Origin of the sequence: Streptomyces sporangiiformans, assembly GCF_005768555.2 — a bacterium.
GTDB lineage: Bacteria > Actinomycetota > Actinomycetes > Streptomycetales > Streptomycetaceae > Streptomyces > Streptomyces sporangiiformans.
Window position 1 is genome coordinate 23,961 of the sequence record NZ_VCHX02000021.1, and the last position, 18,758, is coordinate 42,718.

At 69.9% G+C, this 18,758-nt stretch carries 17 protein-coding genes and 1 pseudogene; 12 read left to right on the plus strand and 6 right to left on the minus strand.

The annotated features are described in order from the left end of the window. The first annotated feature begins 21 nt into the window (after positions 1-21). On the plus strand, positions 22-3,234 hold the full coding sequence (locus tag FGD71_RS00810; protein WP_119098397.1) for a bifunctional cytochrome P450/NADPH--P450 reductase: 3,213 nt from the start codon (positions 22-24) through the stop codon (positions 3,232-3,234). 223 nt (positions 3,235-3,457) lie between these two features. Further along, positions 3,458-4,645: an MFS transporter gene (locus FGD71_RS00815; RefSeq protein WP_119098398.1), complete on the plus strand. Its 1,188-nt coding sequence runs from the start codon at positions 3,458-3,460 to the stop codon at positions 4,643-4,645. Positions 4,646-4,818: 173 nt separating this feature from the next. Here the strand turns inward: FGD71_RS00815 and FGD71_RS00820 are convergent, their stop codons facing one another. The 4 genes and pseudogenes from FGD71_RS00820 to FGD71_RS00835 form a co-directional block, all read right to left on the minus strand. Next, entirely contained in the window at positions 4,819-5,442 is a 624-nt protein-coding gene (locus FGD71_RS00820) for a TetR/AcrR family transcriptional regulator (protein WP_119098399.1), read from the minus strand. Positions 5,443-5,449: 7 nt separating this feature from the next. Beyond that, positions 5,450-5,689 carry a hypothetical protein gene (locus tag FGD71_RS00825; RefSeq protein ID WP_140935785.1) on the minus strand — a complete coding sequence of 80 codons (240 nt, stop codon included), beginning with the start codon at positions 5,687-5,689 and terminating at the stop codon, positions 5,450-5,452. Positions 5,690-5,704: 15 nt separating this feature from the next. After that, on the minus strand, positions 5,705-6,085 hold the full coding sequence (locus FGD71_RS00830) for a hypothetical protein (RefSeq protein WP_240436321.1): 381 nt from the start codon (positions 6,083-6,085) through the stop codon (positions 5,705-5,707). Between the two features lie 191 nt (positions 6,086-6,276). Beyond that, positions 6,277-6,687 (minus strand): annotated as a pseudogene (locus FGD71_RS00835) (PIN domain-containing protein). Positions 6,688-7,196: 509 nt separating this feature from the next. Here FGD71_RS00835 and FGD71_RS00840 point away from each other — a divergent pair. The 5 genes from FGD71_RS00840 to FGD71_RS00860 all read left to right on the plus strand — a co-directional run bounded on the left by FGD71_RS00840 (position 7,197) and on the right by FGD71_RS00860 (position 13,496). Beyond that, a complete protein-coding gene (locus FGD71_RS00840; protein ID WP_119098401.1) occupies positions 7,197-7,616 on the plus strand; it encodes a hypothetical protein in 420 nt (139 codons plus the stop codon). Between the two features lie 108 nt (positions 7,617-7,724). Beyond that, positions 7,725-8,033: a hypothetical protein gene (locus FGD71_RS00845; protein ID WP_119098402.1), complete on the plus strand. Its 309-nt coding sequence runs from the start codon at positions 7,725-7,727 to the stop codon at positions 8,031-8,033. Positions 8,034-8,184: 151 nt separating this feature from the next. Then, positions 8,185-10,179: an ATP-binding protein gene (locus FGD71_RS00850; protein WP_240436322.1), complete on the plus strand. Its 1,995-nt coding sequence runs from the start codon at positions 8,185-8,187 to the stop codon at positions 10,177-10,179. Positions 10,180-10,276: 97 nt separating this feature from the next. Then, complete coding sequence (locus FGD71_RS00855; protein ID WP_119098404.1) at positions 10,277-11,194, plus strand: peptidoglycan-binding protein; 918 nt, start codon at positions 10,277-10,279, stop codon at positions 11,192-11,194. Positions 11,195-11,612: 418 nt separating this feature from the next. Then, complete coding sequence (locus FGD71_RS00860) at positions 11,613-13,496, plus strand: PA domain-containing protein (RefSeq protein WP_119098405.1); 1,884 nt, start codon at positions 11,613-11,615, stop codon at positions 13,494-13,496. A gap of 204 nt (positions 13,497-13,700) precedes the next feature. Here FGD71_RS00860 and FGD71_RS49850 read toward each other — a convergent pair whose 3' ends face one another. Then, positions 13,701-14,078, minus strand: a complete 378-nt coding sequence (locus tag FGD71_RS49850) for a DUF4232 domain-containing protein (protein ID WP_338120025.1) — start codon at positions 14,076-14,078, stop codon at positions 13,701-13,703. Between FGD71_RS49850 and FGD71_RS49855 the strand changes: the two genes are divergently transcribed. From FGD71_RS49855 to FGD71_RS00875, 3 genes are all read left to right on the plus strand, one after another. Continuing rightward, positions 14,068-14,463, plus strand: coding sequence for a hypothetical protein (locus FGD71_RS49855; RefSeq protein ID WP_338120026.1), 396 nt, complete (start codon positions 14,068-14,070; stop codon positions 14,461-14,463). The genes FGD71_RS49850 and FGD71_RS49855 overlap by 11 nt on opposite strands. A 210-nt stretch (positions 14,464-14,673) precedes the next feature. Next, positions 14,674-15,990, plus strand: coding sequence for a helix-turn-helix domain-containing protein (locus FGD71_RS00870; protein ID WP_119098407.1), 1,317 nt, complete (start codon positions 14,674-14,676; stop codon positions 15,988-15,990). A 76-nt stretch (positions 15,991-16,066) separates the two neighbouring features. Continuing rightward, positions 16,067-16,531 carry a hypothetical protein gene (locus FGD71_RS00875; protein WP_119098408.1) on the plus strand — a complete coding sequence of 155 codons (465 nt, stop codon included), beginning with the start codon at positions 16,067-16,069 and terminating at the stop codon, positions 16,529-16,531. 68 nt (positions 16,532-16,599) lie between these two features. Here FGD71_RS00875 and FGD71_RS00880 read toward each other — a convergent pair whose 3' ends face one another. Then, a complete protein-coding gene (locus FGD71_RS00880; protein WP_119098409.1) occupies positions 16,600-17,208 on the minus strand; it encodes a TetR/AcrR family transcriptional regulator in 609 nt (202 codons plus the stop codon). 90 nt (positions 17,209-17,298) lie between these two features. Here FGD71_RS00880 and FGD71_RS00885 point away from each other — a divergent pair, with 90 nt between their 5' ends. Both FGD71_RS00885 and FGD71_RS00890 read left to right on the plus strand, forming a co-directional pair. Continuing rightward, the gene (locus FGD71_RS00885; protein ID WP_119098410.1) at positions 17,299-17,724 is read left to right on the plus strand and encodes a nuclear transport factor 2 family protein; all 426 of its coding nucleotides are present in this window, start codon (positions 17,299-17,301) and stop codon (positions 17,722-17,724) included. Further along, a complete protein-coding gene (locus tag FGD71_RS00890) occupies positions 17,721-18,569 on the plus strand; it encodes an NmrA family NAD(P)-binding protein (RefSeq protein WP_119098411.1) in 849 nt (282 codons plus the stop codon). The genes FGD71_RS00885 and FGD71_RS00890 overlap by 4 nt, the downstream gene beginning before the upstream one ends. Positions 18,570-18,758 lie beyond the last annotated feature (189 nt).

An 18,758-nucleotide genomic window follows, 5' to 3' on the forward strand; every position in this document is an offset into this window, starting at 1 on the left:
TGCGGAACGAAAGGCAAGCTCATGACTCACGAGACCCTGCGCGGAACCGAACCGATTCCCCAGCGCCCCGCCCTGCCCCTGGTCGGCCACGCGTTCGACATCCCCAGCGGCGCCGACGGCCTGCTCTATGTGATGAAGGAGGCCAAGGAGCTGGGGCCGCTGTTCAAGCTCCGCGTCTTCGGCAACGAGATCAACTTCGCCTCCGGCCTCGACCTCGTCACCGAGCTCGTGGACGAGAGCCGCTTCCGCAAGAACGTGCACCCCGACCTCGTGATCCTCCGGGGGATCGGTGGCGACGGGCTCTTCACCGCCTTCAACGACGAGCCCAACTGGCGCAAGGCGCACGACGTCCTGATGCCGGCGTTCTCCCTCGGCGCGATGCGCGGTTACCACGCGACGATGCTCAAGGTCGCCCGGGACCTGATCGGGAAGTGGGACGGGGCGGCGGGTACGGAGCCCGTGAACGTCGCCGACGACATGACACGGCTGACCCTCGACACGATCGGTCTGTGCGGTTTCGGCTACGACTTCGAGTCGTTCAGCCGGGAGGAACCGCACCCCTTCGTCTCCGCCTTGTCACGGGCGCTCGGCTTCGCCCAGGACAAGGGGGAGTCCATCCCCGGCGCAGAGCTGTTCAAGTGGAAGCAGGCGGAGCAGTTCCGCGAGGACGTGGCCCTGATGGAGGGCCTGGTCGACGATGTGATCCAGCAGCGCCGGGCATCCGGCGACCAGAGCACCGACGACCTGCTCGGGCGCATGCTGCACACCCGCGACGCGGTGACGGGCGAGCCCCTGGACGACGTCAACATCCGCTACCAGGCGATCACGTTCCTCATCGCCGGCCACGAGACCACCAGTGGCGCCCTGTCCTTCGCCCTCTACTACCTGACCAAGCACCCCGAGGTCCTGGCCCGCGCCCAGGCCGAGGTCGACGCACTGTGGGGCGACTCGGACGCCCCCGAGCCCGACTACGGGGACATTGGCAAGCTGACGTACATCCGCCAGGTGCTCAACGAGGGCCTGCGGCTGTGGCCGACGGCGCCCGCCTTCGCGGTGGAGCCGCTTGAGGACACGGTCATCGGCGGCAAGTACGCCGTGCGCAAGGGCGAGTCGATCCAGATCCTCATCCCGCAGCTGCACCGCGACCCCGCCTGGGGCGAGAACGTCGAGCTGTTCGACCCCGACCGGTTCCTGCCCGAGCGGGAGGCGGAGCGCCCGGTCCATCTGTTCAAGCCGTTCGGCAACGGTGAACGGGCCTGCATCGGACGCCAGTTCGCGCTGCACGAGGCGACGCTGGTCCTCGCGCTGGTCATCCACCGCTACCGCCTGATCGACCACACCAACTACCAGCTGAAGATCAAGCAGTCCCTCACCCTCAAGCCCGACGAGTTCACCCTGAACCTCGCCCGGCGCACCAGCGGCGAGCGGCGCCTGCCGACCGTCACCGCGAGCAACTCCCCCGCCGCCGAGGACCGGCCCGCCGCCCGGCGCGCCACGGGAACCGCGCTGACCCTGCTGCACGGCTCCAACCTGGGCACCTGCGCGGGCATCGCACGCGATCTGGCCGTGGACGGCGATGAACGCGGGTTCGCCCCGTCCGTCGCGCCCCTCAACGACGCCGTGGGCACGCTCTCGGCCGGCGGCGGACCGGTCGTGATCGTCGCCGCCTCCTACAACGGCAGGCCCACCGACGACGCCGCGGAGTTCGTCGCCTGGCTGGAGGGACTCGAGCCCGGCTCGCTCGACGGCCTCCAGTACGCCGTACTCGGCGTCGGCGACCGCAACTGGGCCGCCACCTACCAGCGCGTCCCGACCCTCATCGACGAGCGGCTGACCGCGGCCGGCGCCACCTCACTGCTGGAGCGCGGCGCCGCGGACGCCTCCGGCGACTTCGCCGGCGCGGTGGACCGGTGGACCGGCGACCTGTGGACCGCGCTGCTGGAGCGGTACGGGGCCACCGGGGAGGCCACCGGCGCAGAGCCGGACGCCGGCCAGGAGACGGGACTGTACGCGTTGGAGGACGCGACCGACTCGGTCATCGGCGGGCTCGCGGCACGACATGGCGTCCAGCCGATGGAGGTGCTCGACTCGTACGAACTGGTCGACATGAGCCACGAACTGGGCCGCTCCAAGCGCTTCCTGCGGCTGCGGCTGCCGGAGGGCGTCACCTACCGCACCGGTGACCACATCGCCGTTCTGCCGAGCAACCCCGGCAATCTCGTCCAACGGGTCGCCGAACGCTTCGGCCTCGACCTGGACCGCACCGTCCGGCTCCGTGCCCGCCGCCGCAGCCGGGGCGCCCTGCCCGTGGACCGCCCGCTGACCCTGCGGCGCCTGCTCACCGACTTCGTCGAACTGCAGGACCCCGCCACCCAGGAGCAGGTCGCCGTGCTCGCCGAGCACACCGCCTGCCCGCCCGAGAAGCGCCCCCTGGCCGAACTCGCGGCGGCGGACCCGGAGACCTTCCGCGAGCAGGTGACCGTCGCCGGACGCAGCGTCCTGGACCTGCTGGAGCGCTACCGGGCCTGCGAGCTGCCGTTCGAGGTCTTCCTGGAGCTGCTGCCCGTGCTGCGCCCGCGCCACTACTCGATCTCCTCGTCCGCCGAGGCGGCACCCGGCGAGGTCGATCTGATGGTGTCGCTGCTCGCCGCGCCCCACCGCTCCGGCGAGGGCACGTTCCGCGGCATCGGCTCGCACTACCTGCAGACCGTGACGGCCGGTGACACCGTCCAGGCCCGGGTGCTGCCCTGCAGCGAGGCCTTCCGCCTGCCCGAGGACGACTCCGTGCCGGTGATTCTGGTCAGCGCGGGCACCGGCCTGGCTCCCTTCCGCGGGGCCGTCCTCGACCGCCACCACACCGAGTCGACCGGCACCCTGCTGTGCTACTTCGGCTGCGACCACCCCGACGTCGACTACCTGCACCGCGAGGAGTTCGAGGCGGCCGAGGCCGCCGGAGCCGTCAGCATGCGGCCCACCTTCTCCTGCGCTCCCGAGGACGGTGCCCGCTTCGTGCAGGACCGCATCGCGAAGGAGAGCGACGAGGTCTGGGCGGCGCTGGAGGCCGGCGGACGTGTCTACGTCTGCGGCGACGGCCGCCGCATGGCCCCCGCGGTGCGGGAGGCGGTCATGGCGATCTACCGCACGCACACCGGCGCCGGTGACGACGAGGCCGGCGCCTGGCTGAGCGCCCTGATCGAGTCCGGCACTTACGTCGAGGACGTCTGGGCCGGCTGACCACCCAGGGTGCGGTGGCCGGCGTCCACCGCACACCCCGCCGAGCTCGCCGAGCTCGCCGACCGACAGGGCCACGGACGCCCCCCCCTCACGTCCGTGGCCCTGTCTCCTTCGAGACGTGTCCCGCCCCCTCCTGAACTCGTGAGGTTCTCATGCTTGTTGCACGCTCGGCGCCCCACCGAGGGCCGTTGACCGAACCCAACTCCCCGCAGAGGAGCGACCGGTGAACGCGCGCAGCGGCTCCGCCCTGACCTTCGGCGTGGCGGTCGCGCTCATCGCCGGAGTGACCCTGGGCAACGGCGGAGCGAACGTGATGCCCGTCTTCGTCGACGACTTCGCCTCACGCTTCGCGATGTCGGACTCCGGCGCCGGACTCGTCGCCGCGACCCAGCTGATGGCGACCGCCGTCGTCACGCTGCTGCTGGCCAAGCGGGCGGCGCGGCCGGGGCGCGTGCGGATGACCCGCCTGGGTCTGGCGGTCTCGGGCGTCGGCTTTCTGGGGGCAGCGGCGGTCACCGACCCGGTGACCCTGATCCTGGCCAACCTGGTCCTCGGCGCGGGGCTCGGCGCGGTCTACGCGGCTGCCACGGCGGCGCTCGCCGCCACCGACGACGCCGACAAGGCGTCCGCGGTCACCATTTCCGGCGTGGTCGGCGTGACAGCACTGCTGATCATGGGCGTCCCCGCGGCCAACCACGACCTGGGGGAGGGCACCGGCTTCCTGCTCATGGCGCTGTGCTGTCTGCTCGCCTGGCCGCTGGTACGCCGACTCCCCGACGGCCCCGCGGTGCCGGCCTCCGGATCCACCGGTACGGCAGAGGCGGCCTCGGCGAGACCGTCGGTCGTGCTGCTCGTCGGCACCGGGCTCCTGTGGGCCGTCACCCAGGGCGCATGGTCGTACGCCTCGGTCCTGGGGCGTCAGCACACCGGCATGTCGCACTCCGCCGTGTCGGCCGTCCTCGCCGTCTCCAGCGTCGTGGCACTCGTCGGCGCCGTTGTGGGCCCCGTCGCCGCGCGGCACTTCGGGCGCATGCGGTCGATGGCCGCCTTCGTCACGGCGCAGGCCCTCGCGATGGCGGTCCTGATCTTCACCCACGACTCCGTGCTCTTCGTCGTCGCGGCCGTCCTGTGGCAGACCTGCCAACTGGCCGTCCTGGTGCAGATGCTCGCCGCCGCGGCGCTCATCGACCCGACCGGCCGCCTGGTGGCCTCCCTCAGTGGGGCGGGTGCGCTGGGTACCGGCGTCGGACCGTTGGTCGTCGGCGCCATCCTCGACGGTGCCGGGGCCGGCGTACTGAGTCTCGTCCTGGCGATCGGCACCTTCGTCGCCTCGCTGCCCCTGCTGAGGATGACGGTGGCCAGTGGGGAGGCCACCAACGAACCGCAGCCTGGACGCGTGCCGACGGTCTGAAGACGTCGTCCCGACCTCGCGGAACAGCCGCTGCCCCTGGCCGATGTCAGGGGCAGCGGCTGCCTGTGCGTTGATGACCGGTTGCCTTGGAAACGGGGCGCGGACGCTGCACGTCCGCAGCTCATCGCCCCGTGACGGCGACAAGGGCCAAGCCGGCCTGTTCCGCCCTGCCGTCAGCTCGTCGGCAGGGGCACGAGCTCCATTCGGCCTCCGGCGAGAGCGACGACAGTGGAGACCAGGGCCTGCAGACAGGTGAGCTCGGCCTCCTCGTCGGGCAGTGAGAGATGCTGCGCCGAGAGGCCGTCGAAGCCGGCCAGGAAGAACCGGGCGAGGATCTCCGCCGGCTGGGCGAGCTGGTGACCGGTGCGCTCGGCCGCCTCGGTCACCAGCTTCGTCGTCACGGCCGTCACTTCGCGGTAGTGGCCCTCAAGGGCCTCCTGCAGCCGTGGTGTCCGGAGCGCGAACATGGACAGTTCGGCGAGCAGTTGGTGGGTGGTCGGCTGCTCGCGCAGGGTCTGCCACAGGGCGGCGGCGAGTGCCGCGACCGTCTCCTCGAAGCCGGCGTCCGCGTGCGCCGCCCGTTCGACCTGTGCGATCAGATCATGGGTGAGCTGCTCCATGACGGCCCGGTACAGATCTTCCTTGGTGCCGAAGGTGTAGTGCACCGTTGCCTGGGCCACGCCCAGCTCGGCTGCGATGGCACGGGTGCTTCCAGCAGCCACACCCTCCCTGGTCATGAGGTCGATGGCGGCCTTGATCAGCTGAGGGCGGCGCTCTGCCGCAGAAACATGAGCCATGAAGACATCATATCGACTTAGTCCCATGAGCAAGTCGTTCGATCAAGTCACGGTTTTCCTCCACTCCCGCCTCAAGCAGCGCGCCGACGTTGGAGTAGGACACCAGCTTGGAGTCGACGACCATCAGGAAGCAGCAGGTCCCGGCCATGGCCCGCAGGTCCTTCAACGCGCCGACGCCCTGGCTGACCTCGGCCGCCGGCCCTCCAAAGACACGGGCGCCACGAGAGCGAATCGACACATTGATCACGACTCGATACGCGCCCTAGCAGTGATAACCATCAGGGCACTCAGCGAGTAGTACTCCGAAGGCCCAGAAGAAGAGGACTGGCACGCTGGACACCGCTCCCATGATGGCGAAGCGTCGGCGAGCCTGCCGTCGCGGCCCGACGAGCGCCACCACGAACCCCATGGCCGGCGCGGCCACCGCACTGCTCAGAGCAGCCAGCCCGAAAATTCTGCCGAACTCCTCCCGCATCTCCGGGAACCCCATCGCATGGGCGATCGCGGGAGTCAGCAGGATGAGGGGAGTGGCCATCCACCACCACGACAACCCCGTGATCAGCCGATCCACCCCGGAAGTCGTCCGGCCATCAGGCGTCACATCATCGGGATGCCGGTCCGGAGTGACGCTGGAAGATGACATGCCCAAATCCTAGGCAGTCGCGGCCCAGCAGCACTCAACCGCAATCAACATCATGCGAGCCGGGCCATGTGGTTTGACGTCAGTGCCCCGCCCCATCACCTTCCGAGGCAGCAACGGCCGCACGAAATCCCGCTCGGCAGTTGGATTCTCGTCACCCGCTCCCGGATGAAACTGTCGGGCGGCAAGGCGCCTTAAGCGATGTCGTGGACGTTGTGCTCAGTCAGGTCGGATGCGTGCCGGGCAATGGCCCGGTAGTCGGCATCGTCGTGGAGGACAGCCAGACCGTGGTAAGCAGCGGTGGCGGCGATGACGAGGTCCACCGCCGAGGCGCTGCGATGCTCCCCCGCCTGGGCCATACGGTGTTGCGCCGCGCCGATCCAGCGCCCCGCGTTCTTCGGCACCGACACGTCGGGGTAGAGACCTGTGAACATCTCCGCGATCTCGCCGTACTCGCGTCCGTTCCGGGCTCTGTGGAGAAACTCGGTGCGTTGCACGTAGCAGGATGCGATGGCCCCGGCGTCAATCGCGTCGTATCAGACCGATTGCACTTTTGGATCCCGGAGCAGCCGGACCAGGCCGGACGTGTCGAGCAAGTAGATCACCGGCTGCGCTTCTCTGCCCTGTGCAGGCGCTCGGCGTCCTCGACGGCACCCCACTCACGCGCACGCTCGAAGTGACGGCTGATGCGCGCCGCACGCTCCTGCTACTCGGCGTAGAAACAGCGGTGTGCCAGACCCGCGCAACGGTGTCGGCACGACGAATCCGCACTCACGAGTCGTGTGGGGTTTGCTTATTCGGACATCCGGATGCCCGTCATGGACGGAGTGGAGGCCACCGAGGGTTGAGCCAACGTCCCGACGGCCCCCGGGGAGACTGGCGCCCTCGGCCCGCCATGACGAACGGCTGGACCTGCGCGACCGCGTACGGGCCGTCACCTTCGCCTACGACTCCCCACTCGTCAGCCCACGGTCGCAGTCCCGCCCTCTAACCCCGGTTAGAGGGCGCGGCTTGGAGATCGGTTTCTGAACCGATGTGCCGCGACGCCCCGCCTCCGAGAATTTTCCCGTACCGAACGACGAAAAGCGTCGGACGGAATTCCTCGGAGGTCGTCATGACTGTTCTCGCACGCCAGGGCCACAACAAGGCAATACTTTTCGGCATCCTCGCGCTGGCGCTTTTCACGGCGGTCGCGATCGCGGGCGGACGCTGGTGGAACGAGCGCAACCAGCCCAGCCAGGCGTCGAAGACCGACTGCCTGCTGGCGCAGAAGCTCGTCGACTCCGCGCAGAAGATCCCCAGCGAAAAGGCAGCCATCGAGACGTGGGTGAAGACTGAGCGGCAGCTCAGGTCGCAGATCGATGACGGATACCTCGGCGGCAACATCTCGGTCTACAACGGGTGGGCGGCCCTGCAGGCGAAGGGGGAGGGCACGCCCCCGCAGAAAAAGGAGCTGCAGCGGCTGGCGGAAAAGGCCAACAGCCACTGCTCGAATGCAAAGGTCACGCTCGTATTCCCCCCGATCGCCTCCTGACAAGCCGAGGCAAAGGGAATTCAGCTGGGCCCGCTCCTGGTCCGCCCCGTTCTGGCGGGCGCCGGACGGCCGAATGAACCGTTTCTCGATATCGGACAGGAGACAGTGATGGACCTCGTGCTGTGGGTGCTCACCGGCAGCTTGATCGGCGGGGAGGCGATGTACGCCCTGGTGCGCCGCGACCTCGGCAGCCGCCGCGCGTTTCTGGTGGCAGCCGCGACCGTCCTGGCCCTGGGGATCGGGTGGTGGTTCGCCCTGTACGGAGTGGTGGTGGGCCTGGCCGCGGCCGCCCTGGCGTACGCGGTGACGCGCTCCCGGATCGGCATCCGCAGGGCACTGCTCACCGCCGGCGGCTCCTATCTCGCGGTCGTCGCAGGGTTCGTGGTCCTCATCTACGGCAGCCTCGAAACGATGTGATGGCGTGCGCTCGTCGCGAACAACACGAGGACAACAACAGAGCAACGAACCATTGGTTGACTGCGCAAACAGTGACAGTTCCGCAAGCTCGCCGTCGCATCCATCGCGTAGCGTGCAGTGCTTTGATGTCGCCCAGGAGGTGGCCCGCCCGTTGAACTCACGTCATGGACACGCGATGCGGTTCGGCGTGCTCGGCCCCGTCGAAGTGCTGAAGGGAAACGTTTCCCTCGATCTGGGGCCCCGGCAGCGCCGGTTGCTGCTCGTCCGCCTGCTCATCGAGGACGGCCGCCCCGTCTCGCAGCACACTCTCTGCCGCGACCTGTGGCCGACGGACCGGCCGACGGGTGCCGCCTCCTCCGTGCGCGCCCACATCAGCCGACTGCGCGCGGTCCTCGACCCGGTACGGCAGGGCCGGTCCGCCATGCTGGTCAGTGGTCCGGCCGGCTACGCCCTGAAGGTGCCCCGCGAGGCACGGGACACGACGCTCTTCGAGGAGTCGGTGAGCAGGGCCCGCGAGGCCCTCAGAAACCGTCAGCTCCCTGCCGCCCGACAGGAGATCGACGCGGCGCTCGGACTGTGGCGCGGTGAGGCCCTGGCCGAGGCCGCCGAGCACGACTTCGCGATACGCGAGCGCACCCGGCTCGACGGCGCCCTCCAGGACGCCAAGGAGCTGCAGGCCGCGGTCCTCGTCCAGCAGGGCGAGACGGAACCTGCGATCGACGTCGCCGAGGGCCTCGTACTCAAGGCCCCGCTCCGTGAGACGTCCTGGGCGCTGCTGATGCGTGCGCTGTACGCGGCCGGACGGCCGGTCGAGGCGCTCCGGCAGTATGAGCGGTTCCGCGACATGCTGGCCACGGAGCTCGGCCTGGACCCCAGCCCGCAGCTGAGGGACCTGCACACCGCGATCCTGCGGCACGATGTCGTCGTTCTCGGCACTCCTCCCACGGCTTCGTCCGGTACGACCCTTTCTCCTGGTCTTCCTCCGGCCCCCGACTTCTCCGCCGCGTGTGTGCACCCGGACCCAGGACCTGCCGCCGCCACCCCCTTCATGGGCCGCGGCGAGCAGACCGCGCAGCTGGTCGGCCTGCTGTCGGCCGCGGCCGCGGGTCGCCCTCAGTGGGCCGTGGTCAACGGGGAGCAGGGGTACGGCAAGACCCGGCTGGTGGAGGAGCTGTCCGCCCGGGCCGCGGCGGCCGGGTTCACCGTCGCCCGCACCAAGGGCGGTCAGGCGCTCAGCGGGAACCGTGGGGTCTTCCAGACCTGCCCGACCGTCCAACTCCTGGACGCGCTACGGCAGGACGGGACCGACTCCGCTCAGGACGAGGTCGCGCAGAAGGACCCGCTCGGCACTGTCGTCCATGAACTCACGCAGGCACCCACGCTGTGTGTCGTCGACGACCTCGACCAGGCACCGCAGGGCTTCCACCGCCTGCTCAGGCGGCTCGCCAAGGTGGTGCGGGAGGCCCCTGTCCTCTTCGTCTGCACCCTGCGCAACCCCGACGCCCCCGTGTCCAGCATGCTGCTCGCGGATCTGGCCCTGCTCGGCGCGACCTGGCTGACCCTGGAGCCGCTGACCGTCGACGACGTGGCCGAGCTGCTCGCGGCGCGAGGCGAGGACGTCCCGCCCGAGGAGGCGGCGGCGCTGCACCGGCGTGCCGAGGGGCACCCGTTCGCCCTGGCCGAGCTGCTCAAGCTCCCGCCCGGCCGGCGCATCGGGCCTCAGGCCCAGGTACCGGCCGCGCTACGCAACATCCTCCACGCGAGGCTGGTCGAGTTGCCCGATCCGGCCCGGACCATGCTCACCTACGCCGCCGCTGACGGCGCATGGCTGGACGTCGGTCTGCTCGCCGACGTCCAGGGCCTGGCACCGGACCAGTTGCTGCCGCTGATCGACGCCGCCGTGACCGCTCGCGTCCTGGTCTGGGACGCGGACCCCGGCGCGGCCGGCACCGGCCGCTACCGGTTGCCCGAGCTGCCCCGCGACGTGGTGCTGAGCACCCAGACCCCGTCCTCCCGACAGCTTCGGCACGCCGCGCTCGCCCGCGAGCTGGCGGGTCGTGACGATGCCGACCCGGCGCGCCTGGCCCGCCATCTGCGCGCGGCGGGCCCCATGGCCCCGGCCGCGGCCCCCGCGCCGAGCCCTTGACCCACCTCCCTGACCCATCTCCTTCATCACCCCCTTGACCCACCTCCTTGCCCCACCTCGCCGAACCGAGCGAGGACACACACTTCAGGAGTCTGTGATGAGCACCAAGACGGGCCCACAGAGATACCCCGGCGCAAGCCGGGCGAACTGGTACCAGGACGACTTCGGCGGTGACCCGATGCAGGTCAACGTCGTCGTCCTGCACACCACGGAGGGTCCCACCCTCCCCGGCTACGGCGGCGGCTCCTCCGCACCGAACCTGACGGCGGTCCCCGACCTCGCCCACAAGAAACTGAAGTGGTACCAGCACTTCGACATAGAGACCTCCTCCAGAGCGCTGGTCAATCTGCGGGGCGGCGTCGACACGAACACCATGAACGTGTGTCAGGTCGAGCTGGTCGGCACCTGCGACCCGAAGACCCACGGGAAGTGGAAGGCCGCGGGCCAGGCGCATGTCTACTGGCCGGACGCCCCCGACTGGGCCCTGCACGGCGTCGCCCGCTTCCTGTCCTGGATGCACGAGGAACACGGCGTACCGCTGTCCGGCCCGAAGTCGTGGCCCACGTACCCCACGTCGTACGCGAACGGCGGCGGCCAGCGGATGACGGCCGCGAAGTGGACGGGCTTCAAGGGCGTCTGCGGGCACATGCACGTGCCCGAGAACGTCCATGGCGACCCCGGCGCGATCGACTTCGCCAGGATCATCAAGTACGCGAAGGCCGACCTGGACCTGGGCGACGACACCCCGGAGACGACCACACCCGCCAAGCCGAAGGTCCCCGCGTTCCCGGGACGCAAGTACTTCGTGGCCGGGGCCTCGAACGCGTACGTCCTGCAGCTCGGCAAGCAGTTGGTGAAGCGCGGCTTCGGCGACCACTACAAGGTCGGCCCGAGCAGGGCCTGGGGCGAGGCGGACCGGCTGAACGTGCGGGACTTCCAGAAGTCACGGAAGGAACTGCGCGGCGACGCCGACGGCAACCCCGGACCGCTGACCTGGCGCCTGCTGTTCTCCTGAAACCACGACGTGCGTACCTCCGGAAGGTACGGCCGCTCACGCCCCGCCGGCGCAGCAGCAGGATCGTGCGGCGGGGCAGTGTGGGGCGACGCCGTGCCGTGCCCACCAGCTCCGCCCCCGGCGGCCCGCGTCGACGAGTTCCGTGTCGGGACGCGTGCACCGCCCGCCGGGACGTCGCCGGAGTCCGCGAGGCTGGAGTCACGCAGACGAGCCCGCCCGTCACGGTCCGCTGCCGTGGGGCAGGACAACTTCCTTGCCGGCCACGGCCCCTGACACCCCGTCCGAAACAGACAGTGCATACGATCGCGTCAACACGGTTCCGCGACCCTTTCCTCACAGGCCACGCACAGAGTACGTTCCACTCGCTGCCCCCCGCGCCTTCTTCACTCTCAGACCAAGGAGTGCCATGGGAAGAGCCATGGGCAGAGCGAGAGCCCGCGTACACGCCGCGAGTTGTCTCGCCGCGGCGGGCCTGATCGCCGGAGCCTTCACCGGGGTCGCCCACGCACATGACGGTGTCTCCGCCGACGACGGCGGTATCGACAACGCCAAGGCCACGCACGATCACCACAGCCACCAGCACGGTGGTGACGAGGGCCATCTCCCCGCCGGAAGCGACAACGTCCGCCTCGTCAGCAAACTCGGCCTGAAGAACGTCGAACCCGAGAAGATCGCCGACGTCGGCGTCTTCAAGGGGTACGCCTACCTCGCCGCCTGGGGCGGCGCGACCTGCAAGTACAACGGCGTGCACGTGGTGGACATCCGCAAGCCGGCCACGCCCAAGGAGGTCGCCTTCATCCAGGCGAAGGAGGGCAGCGCACCGGGCGAGGGCATCCAGACCCTGCACATCGACACCCCGTACTTCAACGGGGACGTGCTGGTCAGCAACAACGAGAAGTGCAAGGAGACCGCCGGGTTCGGCGGCATGAACCTCTACGACGTCAGCGATCCGGCCCACCCCACTCCGCTCGCGGAGGGCGTCGGCGACAAAACGGTCATGGGCCAGGGCAAGAAGGACGCCAACGAGATCCACAGCGTCTACGCCTGGGACGCGGGCAGCAAGGCGTACGCGGTCATCGTCGACAACGAAGAGGGCCCGGACGTCGACATCGTCGACATCACCAACCCCAAGAAGGCCAAGGTCATCGCCGAGTACGACCTCGACGAGGCCTTCCCCCAGATCGTCCAGGACGCTCCCGCCAACCTCAGCGAGATCTTCCTGCACGACATGGTCGTCAAGGAGATCGGCGGCCGCCAGATCATGCTCGCCTCCTACTGGGACGGCGGCTACGTCACCCTCGACGTGACCGACCCGACGAAGGCCACCTACCTCGGCGACACCGACTTCGCCGCCCTCGACCCCGAGGCGCTGGAGAGCGGATTCGAGGTGGCGCCCGAAGGCAACGCCCACCAGGCCGAGTTCACCCTCGACAACAAGTACGTCATCGGCGCCGACGAGGACTTCGGGCCGTACGCGCTCACCGCCCGCAACGCCACCGACGACACGGAGATCACGGCGAGCCAGGGCAGCAACACCACGCGCCTGGAGGAGGGCCAGACCATCAGCGGCGACTCGGTCTTCGCGGGCCGGGCCTGCCCCGGTGACCCGGCGGTCCCCGCCGGCGACCCGAACGCCGTGGACGTCGCCGTCGTCGAGCGCGGCGTGTGCACCTTCACCGAGAAGGTCACGAACGTCATTGCCGCGGGCGGCTACGACGCCGTACTCATCTTCAACCGCACCGGCACGGACGCCTGCGACCAGATGCTCGGCATGAGCGTCGAGGGCGACATCCCGGCCTTCGGTGTCGCACCGCGCGGCCAGGGCTTCGCCATCTTCGGCCAGCCCTACGACGACGCGGCCTGCCTCGCCGGAACGGGACCGGAGCAACTCCCCGTGGCGCTCGGCACCAAGGGCGACCGGCTGACCTTCTCGTCGTACTTCGACGGCTGGGGCTACGCGCACCTCTACCGCAACGAGAGCGGCAAGCTCACCGAGCTGGACACCTACGCCGTTCCCGAGGCGCACGACCCGGCCCACGCGACGGGCTCCGGCGACCTGTCCATCCACGAGGTGGCCGTCTCCGAGAAGCGGGCCGACCTGCTCTACTTCTCGTACTACGCGGCCGGGCTGCGCGTGGCGAAGATCGTCGACGACGAGATCGTCGAGGTGGGTCACTACATCGACGAGGGCGGCAACAACTTCTGGGGCGCCCAGGTCTTCGAGTCCGGCGGCAAGGAGTACGTCGCCGCCTCCGACCGCGACCACGGGCTCTACATCTTCGAGTACACCGGAGGCCTGTGAGCAGCGGACGCGGTCAGGAGCGGGGCCGCTGACAGCGGGTCCGGAACCGACCACTGACAACGCGGGGCCGCGCCGATACGGGCGCGGCCCCGCGCGTCGCCGGTGGCCAGGAGCCGGCCGGCCAGGGCCATACGCCACCACGTAGCGAGCCGGTGTGTCACCAGGTGAGGGCGTCGGCCATGGTCGANGTAGCGAGCCGGTGTGTCACCAGGTGAGGGCGTCGGCCATGGTCGACTGCCAGTACGAGACTCCGATCGAGTCATCGACGTACACGCCCTTTGCGGGGAGCGACGGACGGGCGGCGCTCGCGCCCTTGCCGAAGTGGACCGTGAGGGACTTGGCCGTGAAGCCGCCTGCGCCGCTGCCGTCCGCGGCCGCGAGAAGGACGCTCGCATAGCCCGACTCGCCAGGGGCCAGCGTGACCACGGCCTGCGGCTTGGAGTCCTCGAAGGCCGGCGGGACGGACTGGGCCTCGTCGAACCGGACGGCCGGGTAGCCGGTGAGGTCACAGTTCTTCGAGCCGGTGTTGGTGACGGTGAGGAGGAGGTGGTTCAGGGGGCGGGAGACCACCGTGGCGGTCATCCGGGTGGAGGTGCTGGAGCAGGAGGTGTGGGCGGACGCCGAGTCGTTCGAGCCCGAGGAGCCCGAGGTGCCCGTCGACCCCGAGGAGCCCGAGGAGCCCGTCGTGCCGCTCGAACCGGCTGCGCCGCCTGTCTGGCCCTCGGAGGCTGAGCCCTTGGAGCCCGAGCCTGCGGGGCGGACTTGTCCCGCCCCCGTGGACGTTCCCCCGTCCGCCTTGGGCGAAGGCGTGCCGGACGCCGTGGGCGACGACGTGGACGTGGATCCCGCCGACGCTCCCTCGTCGCGGACGCCCTCGCCGTTGCTGCACGCCGCCAGCGTCAGCGTGACGACCGTGATCGCGGCAGCGCCGAGCATGCGGGTGCGGTGGGTCCGTGCGGACATGTGATCCCCCTGGTGCGGTACGGGTGTTGGCACGGGCCGCTCGACCGGGTGCCGGGAGCGGCGTGCTTGGATGGCCCGAGCTTGTGCGGCGATCCGTCCCGGCCGCAACGACTGCCAGGACATCCGGAACGCTGGAACGCCTGCACTAGCTCTGACCTGGGGGAATGACCTCTCCCTGGAATGGGGGTACGGGACGTGAGGAGTTGGGGGAACGGTGGCGGGGGACGAGTTCTCGGAGCTGTTGGGCCAGTTGAAGGAGCGGTCCGGGCTCAGTTACGGGGTGCTCGGGAAGCGGCTGCACACGAGTGCGTCCACGCTTCACCGGTACGTCAACGGGGGCGCCGTACCGACGGACTACGCGCCCGTGGAACGGTTCGCGCGGGTGTGCAAGGCGACGCCCGAGGAACTGGTGGAACTGCATCGGCGGTGGGTTCTCGTGGATGCCCGGCGGCGGCAGAAGGCGGGCGGGGCCTCGGCTGAGGAGGAGCCGCAGGCGCCGACCGCGGCGGAGGCCGTGACCGGGGCGGCGGGGTCCGAAGTGGCAGCCGAAGCCGTTCCCGATGCCGAGCGGGAGGATTTGGCGGAGGCTCCCGTGTCGCGGCGGCGGCGTTCCGTCGTCTTCGCCGGTGCCGCGGTGGCCGCCGCCGTCATATCGGCCGCGATCGTGGTGAACCTTGTGCCCGGCGAGGGCGATGACGGCCAGGGCGGGAGGCAGTCCGTGGGGGCCGTCTCCGCCTCCGAGTCCGTCGATGAACGTCCAGGCACCTCCAAGTCGACCGACGCGAAGGGCGAGTCCACCTCGCCGTCCGCCTCGCGCAGCGCCAGTTCCCCGGCTTCCGCCTCCGCCTCCGCCTCCGCTTCCGCCTCGCGGAGGGGTGGGGCCGGGGCGGCTCGAGGCGGTGGTTCCGAGGACGGGGCCTCCGCGCCCAGCGTCGCCGTCAATCCGTACAAGTGGGAGGGGCCGTGCAGCCAGCACTACCTGGTCGACCGGAAGCCCGAGCACGTGCCTCCGCCGCCGGGTGAGCCGGACGCTCGCGGGTGGGTCACCGCGCTCGGCGGCGTCGCAGCCGGGCAGCAGATGCTCGCGCTGACCGTGCAGGGCACCGGAAAGGCCACCGTCGTCCTGGAAGACTTGCACGTGCGGGTGGTGGAGAAGAGCGCGCCGCTCGCCTGGAACGACTTCGCGATGGGCGTCGGATGCGGTGGCGGCGTGGAGACGACGTCGTTCGGTGTGAACCTCGATGCCGGGCGGCCCGCAACCTCCCCCAAGGCCGGGCAGCGCGACTTCCCGTACAAGGTGAGCGAGTCCGATCCCGAAGTCTTCTACATCTTCGCGGACGCGCGGGCGCACAATGTGAGCTGGTACTTGGAGCTGGACTGGTCCAGCGGCGACAAGCAGGGCACCGTACGTGTCGACGACAAGGGCAGGCCCTTCCGGACGAGTGGGAACGTGGGGCGGCCCGCGTACAACTATCCGTTGGGTGACTCCGAGTGGGGCCGGGACGAGTGGGATCCCAACATTCCGGGCTGAGTTGGTCCGGTCCCCGGGAACGCCGCCGCGCACTTGGAGCGCCTCAAGTCGGGGGAAATGTGATCGTCTTGGAGGCGTGGAGACCATCATCGCCAGCGCCATAGCCGTCCTGGGGACCCTGCTCGGCTCGGGAATCACCCTGGCGTTTCAGCAGCGCACCACCGACAGAAGCCATCGGTTCGCCCGACGTGAGACGCTCCGGCAGGAACGACTCGATGCCTACTCCACCTACGCCGGCGCGCTGATCAACTACCGGCGCTGCCTGGTGCACCTCTGGTTCTGCGAGCACGAACAGTCGCCACCGGACGACCCCGACGAGGTGCGTACCCGCGCCTACGACCTGCGCTCCAGCGCCCAAGAGGCCCTGTTCCGTGTGCAGATGCTCACGGACGACGAGACGCTGAGCCAGGCTGCGGAGGCCGTACTGGCCGACGTCACAGCGCTCTCCAAGACGGAGAGCAGAACCGAGTTCGACGAGGGCAGAGTACGAACGCGTGACGACGTCAGCGCACTCGTCAGAGCCGCCAAGCGGCATCTCTGAAGCACCTGTCGGCCGCAGAAGCCACGCGCAGACGAGGCGTCGGATCGCGGCGCCCCCGGGACCCTCGGTCAGCCTTCGACGACGGAATCCTGGAGTGGGCGAGTGCCCAGGACTCTCGCGGTGAGGCTCGCCAGCTGTGTGCGCATCGTCTCGCGCGGTACGCGCTCGTGGCCTGCCAGGTGTTCGACGAGGTCGGCCCGGGTGGCGGCGAGCAGCGCATGGGCGGTGAAGCCGCTGTCGGTGAGACCGGGGATCTGCTCCAGCGCGGCTTTGAGCAAGGCGTGCCATCGCTCGTAGTGCTCTGCCTTGTAAGGGCTGTCGCTCCCGGTTCCCTCCAGGGCCAGCACGAGATGGCGGTTGTCGAGCTTGAAGCACAGGAGGGCGTCGAGCAGGGCGAATACGCGCTGAAGCGGCGGGGTGGCGGGCCCCAGGGGCGGCGGGCCTGCTTCGACGGCGTTCCTGATCGGTTCGAGTCGTGCCTCGTACAGCGCGCGGATCAGCCCGGTGCGATCACCGAAGGCACGGAAGAGCGAGGCCTTGCCGACGCCGGCCTCCGTCGCGATGTCGGCCATGGTGACGGCCTCGGGGCTCTCACAACGGGCGAAGAGCGCGTCGGCGGCCGCGAGGAGAGCCGCCCGGTTCCGGACTGCGTCCTTGCGTGGTTTGCGCTCGGTCATGCGGCTCCTCCGTTTGCAAAGCGGACCCAGGGTCCGTATCGTTTCAGCGAAACGGACCCCCGGTCCGTATCGTACGGGACGGAGAAACCCATGCCCGCAAGCACCTCACCAGCAGACCTGTACCGCCACAGCCTGCGACTGCTGCTGGACAAGAACATCCCTGCCTGGGTCGACCTTTGGGCCGAGGACGGCACCATGGAGTTCCCTTTCGCCCCTCAGGGCTGGCCGCAGCGGCTGGAGGGCAAGCAGGCCGTCGCCGCCTACATGCGCCACTACCCCGACCACATCGACCTGCACGACTTCCCCGACGTGCGGATCCATCAGACCACCGCCCCGGAGACGATCGTGGTCGAGATGCGCGGCGCGGGCCGCGTGGTGGCGACCGGCGGTCCCTTCGACATGACCTACATCGCCGTCGTGACCGTTCGGGACGGACGTATCTCCTCCTACCGCGACTACTGGAACCCCCTCGCCGCCCTCGAACCCGGCGCCGGCTTCATGGAGAGCACCCGATGACCGACGTCGGCACCACTTTGGTCATCGGAGCCACGGGCACCACCGGCAGCCGCACCGCCGCACAGTTGATCGCCGCCGGCCACCGCGTCAGGGCCGCCAGTCGTCGTGCCGTCCCGGTCCCGGGCGCGGAGCGGGTCCGCTTCGACTGGTACGAGCCCGCCACCCACGGCGACGCCCTCGACAGAGTCGACCGCGTCTATCTCGTTCCGCCCCTGGGCGATTCCGACCCGGCCGCGGTCATGCTGCCCTTTCTCCGGCAGGCCCGTGCCGCCGGCGTCGGCCGCGCGGTACTGCTCAGCTCTTCCGCCATACCCGAGGGCGGTCCGGCGGTGGGGGCGGTACACCAAGCCCTGCCGGGCCTGTTCGACGAGTGGGCGGTGCTGCGGCCCTCCTGGTTCATGCAGAACTTCACCGGCACGCACACCCACGCCCTCGGCATCCGCGACGCCGGCACCATCCTGACCGCGGCCGGGACGGGTCGGGTCGGTTTCGTCGACGCCCAGGACATCGCCGCCGTCGCCGTGCGCGCCCTGACCGACGTACGTGCCCCCAACTCCGATCTGGTCCTCACCGGACCGGAAGTGCTCAGCTACGACGACATCGCCAAGATCATCACCGAGGTCACCGGTCGGCCCGTCGTCCACCACCACCTGACCTACGAGCAGCTGCGTGATCGCCTCACGGCACTGGTGGGGCGGGAGTTCGCCGCGCTGCTGGCCGGCATGGACCGTGCCATCGCCGAGGGGGCCGAGGACCGTACCACCGACGTGGTCCAGCGCCTCACCGGCCGCCGACCGCACAGCTTCCGCGCGGTCGTCGAACGGGAGATGCCACGCAGCGGCTGAAGTCCGAACGAAAGCCGTGAGGGTGGCGCCCGAACGGGGCGAGAGGGTGTGACCGGTGTGAGGAGCGGATCACTCCGTCGACAGCCGCAACTCCGTCTCCGCGCCCCCCCGTCCGGATGGTTACGGAAGGTCAGGCGGAGAGTCGGCCCGCACAGGGTCGGTCTGCCGGAAGCCGCGCTTCCGGCAGAC